Raw genomic sequence first — 7,139 nt, 5'->3', positions numbered from 1 at the left:
AATCAAGATACCGTATTCACTTGTAAGCCGCTTATGTAAATTTTCATCAAAAGGCTGATTTTTCTGTAAGCAGGTGTAGGCATAAATACATATTTTTTTCATCATGGCTACATAAATTTCCTTTGGATGTTTCCCCGCTTCAAGTTTTTGCTCATACCAAGGCCGCCAAAGCTTGGAGCGGGTACAAACCGAACGCGCAGGCATATATAGGGCTTTCCTTACAGCCCTATCCCCCATTTTCGATATGACAGATAACCCTCTTACACTTGTCCCGGATTCTTTAATAACCGGTGTCAGACCAAGATAGCTTACAAAGTGCTTGGCGTTGGGAAACTTGTTCAAATCAACCAATACCGACAATAACCATGCAGCCGTAGTTTTGCCGATACCCGGTATTGTTTCCAATATGCCCTGTTTTTGTTTCAAATCAGTATTGTTGTCTATCAAATCCTGAATTTGTCTTTTAACGGATTGTATCTGTTCGGTTAAAAAGCCTATTGTTTCCTCAATAGATAATTTAACGCAATCATCCGCTACCTGATGACGGTTCTTTTCCATTACCAGCAAACTGTTTAGTTGATCCGCTCTGCGGTTCAAACTGCGAATTTGCTGTTTTAAAGGGCTGTCAGGTTGCCATAGCTTCGGCTTCTGATTTTGACAGTATTCCGCTATCAACTTCGAATCCTGCTTGTCAGTTTTAATCCGTGACAGTTTTAAACGTGCATAATTTTTGATGACTAATGGGTTTACCACGCTGATTTTAATCTGATAACTGTACAGAAATTCGGCAACTTTCAAATAATAAATGCCTGTTGATTCACAGCAGGCATGGATTTTTGACAGGTCTTGGTGTTTGAATTGTTCAAGTAGTTTGTTAAGGCCGTCTGAATTGTTTTCTATCTTGAAATGTTCTGATTTTTCATCACTCAGAATGTAGCAATCTATCGTTGATTTTGATACATCTGATCCCAAATAAACCATCCTCAAACCTTATTTATACGGGCTGAATGCCCAAGATACCGTAATGAATTACAAATAAAGAAAACCATACGTACCAATCTTGATTAGGCTATCAGGCAGGCCGTTTATTTGGCGGTATCGTATGGTTTGAACTGTCGGGGTGTTCCCTGAACCCCCGTGCTGCTTTTTTCGGGTCGATTCCGCTAAAGCGTTATCAACCCGAAAAAAGCAGCGATATTGTCTATCCCCCAACTTTTGCCCCGTTTTGCGTACCGAAACTGTCACGGGATACTAGGTTGTCATACATCAGATTCTGTTGGCTCTTGCCGCCGAGTGATACGATTTGGGACGGCTGGCCGTCTGAATCTGCCGTTTGGTGCTGTGCCTGCGCTTTGGCCATGTTTTGCGTTTCCGGCTCTTTATATGGGTTGAATGGTATGCCATCTTTGGCGTACTTCTCACACATAGCCTTAGTGATTTCTTTCAACGGCGTTGCTTGATCGCTGTAACAAGTACATCCACTTTTGCCGCCGGAAATACAAGCTGCTATGCGCTCATAGGTTTTGACCTGACGGACACTGTCATAAATAGGTTTTGATTCGGGACGCTCGGCCAATGTCGGTACAAAATCGGATGGTTTTAGATTGCCATTAGGGGAACTATTCCCATTAATGCCTTGATTATTTTTCTGCTATGTTGCTTTCCGGTGTTGCTTGAACATCTGCAACCTGTTCTGTTGTCTGCGTACCTTCTTTATACAAATTGTACATGGTGTATGCCTTCCAACCGACAAACCCCAAAATTGCAATTAACGCCCATATTACCAAGGGGACTTTTTTCTTAAATTTTTGGTGTTGGCTGGAAGATTTGTAATATTTAAATGCTTCTTTAGGCGGTTTCCAACTTGCAGATTCCACGCCGCTGACACCGGCCGGATTGTCTAAACTGGTTACGCACTTGTACCACCAATACTGCTTCATTCCGACTGCTTTACGCTCAAGATGAACATGTTTTGAAACCAAATTGCGGACAAATACGTCTAATTGGCTTGGGTGCTGTGTCATTAAAATAACCGTATGGCCGTGATGTCGGAGTTCAGTTAATTCTTGAATGTAAGGAGGCACAGGACGACCGGCAGAACGGACTGGATAGGTATAGTGTGCTTCATCTACAATTAATACTGCACCTTGCGGGATTACATCACGCAACGGGGCTTCCATAATTTGCTCTTCTGTCAACTCGTGGGAGTTAAACTTACGTTTATCCAAGCCGTCGATGTGACAAAAATATAGTGGTCTATCAACCTCCGTACCGTCTTCGAGCTTCATTTTAAACAAACCGTCTTCATTGTTTAAAATCATGGATACAACACGCGAGGTTTTGCCGGTACCCATATTTCCGGTAAACAGATAAATCATGTTTTCCCCTTATTTCGGTAAAACAAATGTCAATTTGTTTAATGCGCTCATACTGATTCGAAATGAAAATGCACCAAACAAATATCCAAGTCCTTGACCGAATCCACCAATCAGCAATAACTGAAGAATATCATCGGGCATTGAGGCCATAGCTTGGCTGATGTAGTCTTTGAAGGTATCTAAGGCAACTATATAGCCGGTATAAGTTACAAAGGTCATACCGGTTGCAATAATAATTCTAACAACCAGAAGTTTCAGCAATATGCCGATAAGTGGTATTAAAGCGGCAGGCATTAGTCTTTACTCCTTAATCCGCCAAATGAAATATAGGCAGAAATGACAATGAATGCGAGTAAAACGGCAAAGCGGACTTGTTCCATCAATACACATAAAGGCTCGTAGCTTATTTCAACTGATTTACCCCATACGCTAAATGACTTAGGTTGCGGGCATACGCCATTAGGAGCTAAAAAGCTATCAGGCTTCCATGTTGTATCATCAGTTGCTTGCGGAATACTTATCTCTTCAAATGTTTCTTCTGATGGTTCGCCCATTTTTTGGCAAGCAAGAATGTCGGGAAATAAATCACATAAAAAACTTTGTTCCTGCGGCTGGGTTTCAGTGCGGGTTGAAGTGCCGGTATCTGTTCCGGTAGACGTTCCAGTACTGCTACCCGTTCCCGTACCTGTTCCGGTTTCACTGCCCGACCCGGTGCCGGTTTCTTCTTCCGGCTCTACTGACGGCGCTTCTTCGCTGTTTGGCGTTAAATCAGGACGTTCTTCTTCCTGTACATCGGCGGTTGTCTCTCCGCTTTCGCTTTGCTGGAACGTAATCGTGGCTTGTTTAACTTTTCCGTCTGTGTCGGTATATGGGCCGATGGTAACGACTGTTCCAGCAGGGACGGAAATAGTCATGTCCAGACCGGGAATATCGCCGTTTTCATCGGCGGTTGCTTGAATATATTTGTCTAGAGCGGTACTTGTTGCGTTGTCTAAGGCTTTGCCGATAATTCTTTCTAGGGTTTCATCTTGAAGTGTGGTTGTTATGGGATTTTTGGTAAAAGTGATATTACCTTTTGACCTTACATCACTTCCTTTAGAAAATTCACAATTTCCGTTACTTGTATTAAATCCTGAAAAAGTATATCCACTCCAAGAAAAATGCTTCTGACAAAGATAAGTACCAATGGCTGAACCTAATTCGCGTGAGCATTCAGAATCGGACACGCCTAAGGTTTCATAGACCGTCGTACGATATTTGGCTTTGACTGTACAAGCATAATTTTTGGTGTAGTTGTTGCCTGAATCGGAATAGGTGTAGCCGTCGTCTTCTAGGAGTTTATCAATAGCGAAACCGACAGCGGTAAAAGCCGCCCAAGTCCAAAAACCGCCACCAAAGCGGAATTTTTTAAAATTACTGAATAAGTTTTTTAGAACGGTTGCTCTTGAAACACCCGCTTCAAGACCTACTGGAACAGATGAAGCCGACAATGCCTTTTCATATCTGACCTTCATTGCCTGAGTTTGAAAGTTTCTGTAAGCACTATCTGAAATTGCACTTTTTGACCAACCACTAGAATACCAATGAGCAACAGACTGTTTTTTATAAGTCACTTTACCGCTTTTTGATACATTTAGTTCAGCAAAAGCAAATGAAGAACAAAGTAAAAGACCGCTTAAAAAAATAACTTATTCATTTTTCCTTTTTACCCGTATTTTTTCTTTTTGCTTCAAATTGAATTCGTTCAAATCTTTCATGAATTGAACGGAATCAAAATCAGGTGGCGAGCCTTTAGGATTTATAGGTGTTTCAATAAAAATATCTTCATCTGGTTCATCATTGTTTCTATTTATGAAAATTCTTACTATTTCAAAAATAGCCACACATAAAACAAGCCAAAATATATATTTTCGAGCCGGATAAATATCTAAGATATCCAACACAACCCGCATTAAAAGATACAGGCGGAAACCCTTATAAATATCCCAAATCATCTTAAATTCCTCACTTCGTCAACTGTGTTATCCGAAATGGGAATTTAACATGTTTTTCAATCTTTAAAAATCATCATGCCTATGATGACCGGCACGGCCAAACCCAGTAAAAAATAAAAATCTATCATCTGAGCATTCTTTTCACAACGATAATCACGTAACACGCTGCCATTACGCCAAATATCAGCCAACCTGTTTCCAAACCGTCTTTTAAATTCTCTTCAGGGCTGCATTGCGGTAAATCTGCTTTGATAACTTGGCCGTCAAGCTGCCAACCTGTTCCGTTATATTCAGGTTTTAATATCCTGCCGTCTTCGGTTACGGTAGGTACTACCAAGCTGAAATACACGTTTTCGGCTTGGCTTTGCTCTAAACATTGGTTTCCAACTTGGTAGTACATGTTATGGCCTTAGCGCAACAGACGTTTCACGATGGCGATAACGAAAAGAGAGGCAAATACGCCGACAACCAACCATCCTGCTTCCAAGCCATCGGTTTTTGCGGCTTCAATGCCTGATTTTGCATCATCAGGCAATGCTGCATAAGCTTGCGTTGCCAGAGCCAAAGGAGCTGCTACTGCGGCTTTTGCGCCGTATTTACGGCAGGTATTCATAAATTTCATGATGTTTTCCTTTAAAAATAAGACGAATTTGGGGGCTTTAATGTAGGGGAATTCAAGCCACCCCCGTAGCCTGAATTCGGTTACGGTTTCGGTGTTGCCGAAACTTGCGGTGTCAGAACTTTCAGGCTTTGCACGACTTTCAAAACGTCATTGCCTTTAACCATGTCGATATATTCAACTTCAATATCTACCGGCAATTTGCCTTTAAGATGGAACAGATTTTTATGGGCTTCTTCGTTACCATATTCAAGTTAAATGGTGTCTAAGCCAAATTCATTTGATGAACCGTCCCAAATAGGTGCTTCGATATAGATACGGGTGTAGTCGTATTCCCGACCTGTATCTTGTACAACGCCTTTATTCCATTTCACTTTACGCAAACTTGCTTTCATGTCGTTTTCCTTTCGTTTAGATTTAAAATGCCATTCCGTAAATAGCGGTCATACATATATTCTTCATAGCTTCGGTTTCGGTTCAGACCGATAATGCTTTCCCCTTCATAGCGGGTCTTGGCTTCTAAATACTGATCATAGGTTCTATGAGTCATTCGTTTTGGCGGATTCAGTTCATTACTGAATTTTTCCAACAACTCTGCTTCGCTATATGGCAGTCGTTTATGTTCATGGATAAACGCTACATTTAGATACGAACAATCGAATGCTTCCGGCACAAGGCGTTTGGGCAGTTTTGCTTTTGGGTTAAGTAATGTTTCTACTATTTGGCTGTCACTAAAGCCCATTTCCATCAACATCTTGATGGCGGGGGATACTTGCATGGAGGCATATTTAAGGACATGTTCATGCCCCAAGTCCTGAACCTTTTTTACTTTTTCCGCTTTGAAGGCTGTTTCTTGGTATTGTTCGAATAAGACTTCAAACACAGGGTATGCACCTGTTAAAAAACGACCTGGTTCAATTAAAACTTCATGCGGGATAAGGATGTCCCTGTTTTTCATTTCAAGTTCGACACGTACCCAACGGCTGTCTTTATCGCCTAACTGTTTGCCTTTTTCGTAGATACGGGCAAAGCGAGAACTGTTTTTACGGCTTCCGATATAAAAGGTTTTGCCGCGGCCTTCGTCTTTGAGCCAGTCACTTCCGACACATTCGGCGACTGGACAGCTTTGACGAGCTGTATATAAACCGTTTTCCCAATCTTTTTTTGCTTGTTCGGGGGTATATTCGCCGTCTAAGAAATCGTGAGCTAAATCGCAACGTGTGATTTTTGCGAACGGTGCATAGGTCTTGAAATAGTTGTATAAACGGACTTCCCAGCCTTCTTTTGCAGCTACCAAACCTTCCCCGGTAAAGTAAAAGCAGATAGTTTGGCGTTGGCGGTTTCCACCGAGAGCGACAAATCCGTAATTGACGGTTTCGTTTCCCATCTTGTAAGAGGTTTCATAACCGTTACGCCCTGTTTGGTGGCAAAATAAGCCGTACCCCATGATTTCTTCAAGTTCGGCAGATACGTTTGCAGTAATTTCTTCTTCTGTGCCGAGTTGGTCAGGACGGACAAAAACATCTTCATGTACGGTAAAGGTCAGGGTATCGACAAAAGCGGCTGTTGATACACCACGTTTTAACGGGACTTCTTTCAACTTGCCACCCGCTACCACATACGTGCTGTATGCTTCGCTTACCAGTCCCCCCGTGTTACTAGTGGGGGTACTCTGAACAGCGGCGGCTTCCTGTCCGCAAGGCGGACATAAATCCGCCGCCGCTGTTTTCAGTTCCTCACTACGTTCTACTTGGGTATTGTTTGCGTTTGTCATCTTTACACCACCATTAAGCCTGTGAAATTTGCAATTTGTCCTGTCGATAAAAATTCTTTAATAATGCCGTCTGTAAAACGGGGAACTGTCCAAATCGTGCAATAAAGGCGGTTGTTTTTGTATAAGATGATTTCTTGAGATGCGTCTTTAATAGAATGTTTGTTGACTTCTATACGCTTTGAATCTGTTGAAATTGATAAAATACGTGTGATTTCGTTTGCCATAATTAAAGCCCCTACAACTTTAAATTGAAGGGGCTATCAGCCTTACGGTGTGATACGAGCTACTCGGCTCAAGATACCGTTTGAAATGCCCCTTTTAGGAGCTTTAAATATATAAGGCCGTCTGAAACGGGAGTGATTTCAGACGGCCTT

At 42.0% G+C, this 7,139-nt stretch carries 9 protein-coding genes and 1 pseudogene; all 10 read right to left on the bottom strand.

Annotation, left to right across the window (positions count from 1 at the left end):
- Positions 1 to 981, bottom strand: a 981-nt coding sequence (locus J2T37_RS11320; RefSeq protein ID WP_253355970.1) for an IS110 family transposase, incomplete at its 3' end; no start/stop codon positions are given.
- A 220-nt stretch (positions 982 to 1,201) separates the two neighbouring features.
- Positions 1,202 to 2,378 (bottom strand): annotated as a pseudogene (locus J2T37_RS11315) (zonular occludens toxin domain-containing protein).
- A 9-nt stretch (positions 2,379 to 2,387) separates the two neighbouring features.
- Positions 2,388 to 2,672: a DUF2523 domain-containing protein gene (locus J2T37_RS11310; protein ID WP_253355969.1), complete on the bottom strand. Its 285-nt coding sequence runs from the start codon at positions 2,670 to 2,672 to the stop codon at positions 2,388 to 2,390.
- Entirely contained in the window at positions 2,672 to 3,991 is a 1,320-nt protein-coding gene (locus tag J2T37_RS11305; protein WP_253355968.1) for an IgG-binding virulence factor TspB family protein, read from the bottom strand. The genes J2T37_RS11310 and J2T37_RS11305 overlap by 1 nt, the downstream gene beginning before the upstream one ends.
- 75 nt (positions 3,992 to 4,066) lie before the next feature.
- The gene (locus J2T37_RS11300; RefSeq protein WP_253355967.1) at positions 4,067 to 4,372 is read right to left on the bottom strand and encodes a hypothetical protein; all 306 of its coding nucleotides are present in this window, start codon (positions 4,370 to 4,372) and stop codon (positions 4,067 to 4,069) included.
- A 124-nt stretch (positions 4,373 to 4,496) separates the two neighbouring features.
- Complete coding sequence (locus J2T37_RS11295; protein ID WP_253355966.1) at positions 4,497 to 4,772, bottom strand: hypothetical protein; 276 nt, start codon at positions 4,770 to 4,772, stop codon at positions 4,497 to 4,499.
- 9 nt (positions 4,773 to 4,781) lie between these two features.
- On the bottom strand, positions 4,782 to 4,994 hold the full coding sequence (locus tag J2T37_RS11290) for a major capsid protein (protein WP_253355965.1): 213 nt from the start codon (positions 4,992 to 4,994) through the stop codon (positions 4,782 to 4,784).
- A 251-nt stretch (positions 4,995 to 5,245) separates the two neighbouring features.
- The gene (locus tag J2T37_RS11285) at positions 5,246 to 5,386 is read right to left on the bottom strand and encodes a hypothetical protein (protein WP_253355964.1); all 141 of its coding nucleotides are present in this window, start codon (positions 5,384 to 5,386) and stop codon (positions 5,246 to 5,248) included.
- Positions 5,383 to 6,765, bottom strand: coding sequence for a replication initiation factor domain-containing protein (locus J2T37_RS11280; protein ID WP_253355963.1), 1,383 nt, complete (start codon positions 6,763 to 6,765; stop codon positions 5,383 to 5,385). Before J2T37_RS11280 ends, J2T37_RS11285 begins: the two co-directional genes overlap by 4 nt.
- A 2-nt stretch (positions 6,766 to 6,767) precedes the next feature.
- A complete protein-coding gene (locus J2T37_RS11275; RefSeq protein ID WP_253355962.1) occupies positions 6,768 to 6,989 on the bottom strand; it encodes a hypothetical protein in 222 nt (73 codons plus the stop codon).
- Positions 6,990 to 7,139 lie beyond the last annotated feature (150 nt).

Origin of the sequence: Neisseria perflava (assembly GCF_024170405.1) — a bacterium.
GTDB lineage: Bacteria > Pseudomonadota > Gammaproteobacteria > Burkholderiales > Neisseriaceae > Neisseria > Neisseria perflava_B.
Note: the sequence above shows the minus strand (reverse complement) of the source record. Positions and strands in the feature narration are given on the sequence as shown.

What these genes read in the sequence shown, in the direction of transcription:
- J2T37_RS11310 (WP_253355969.1), bottom strand. Translation starts at nt 2,672, where the DNA reads ATGCCTGCCGCTTTAATACCACTTATCGGCATATTGCTGAAACTTCTG.
- J2T37_RS11300 (WP_253355967.1), bottom strand. Translation starts at nt 4,372, where the DNA reads ATGATTTGGGATATTTATAAGGGTTTCCGCCTGTATCTTTTAATGCGG.
- J2T37_RS11295 (WP_253355966.1), bottom strand. Translation starts at nt 4,772, where the DNA reads ATGTACTACCAAGTTGGAAACCAATGTTTAGAGCAAAGCCAAGCCGAA.
- J2T37_RS11290 (WP_253355965.1), bottom strand. Translation starts at nt 4,994, where the DNA reads ATGAAATTTATGAATACCTGCCGTAAATACGGCGCAAAAGCCGCAGTA.
- J2T37_RS11285 (WP_253355964.1), bottom strand. Translation starts at nt 5,386, where the DNA reads ATGAAAGCAAGTTTGCGTAAAGTGAAATGGAATAAAGGCGTTGTACAA.
- J2T37_RS11280 (WP_253355963.1), bottom strand. Translation starts at nt 6,765, where the DNA reads ATGACAAACGCAAACAATACCCAAGTAGAACGTAGTGAGGAACTGAAA.
- J2T37_RS11275 (WP_253355962.1), bottom strand. Translation starts at nt 6,989, where the DNA reads ATGGCAAACGAAATCACACGTATTTTATCAATTTCAACAGATTCAAAG.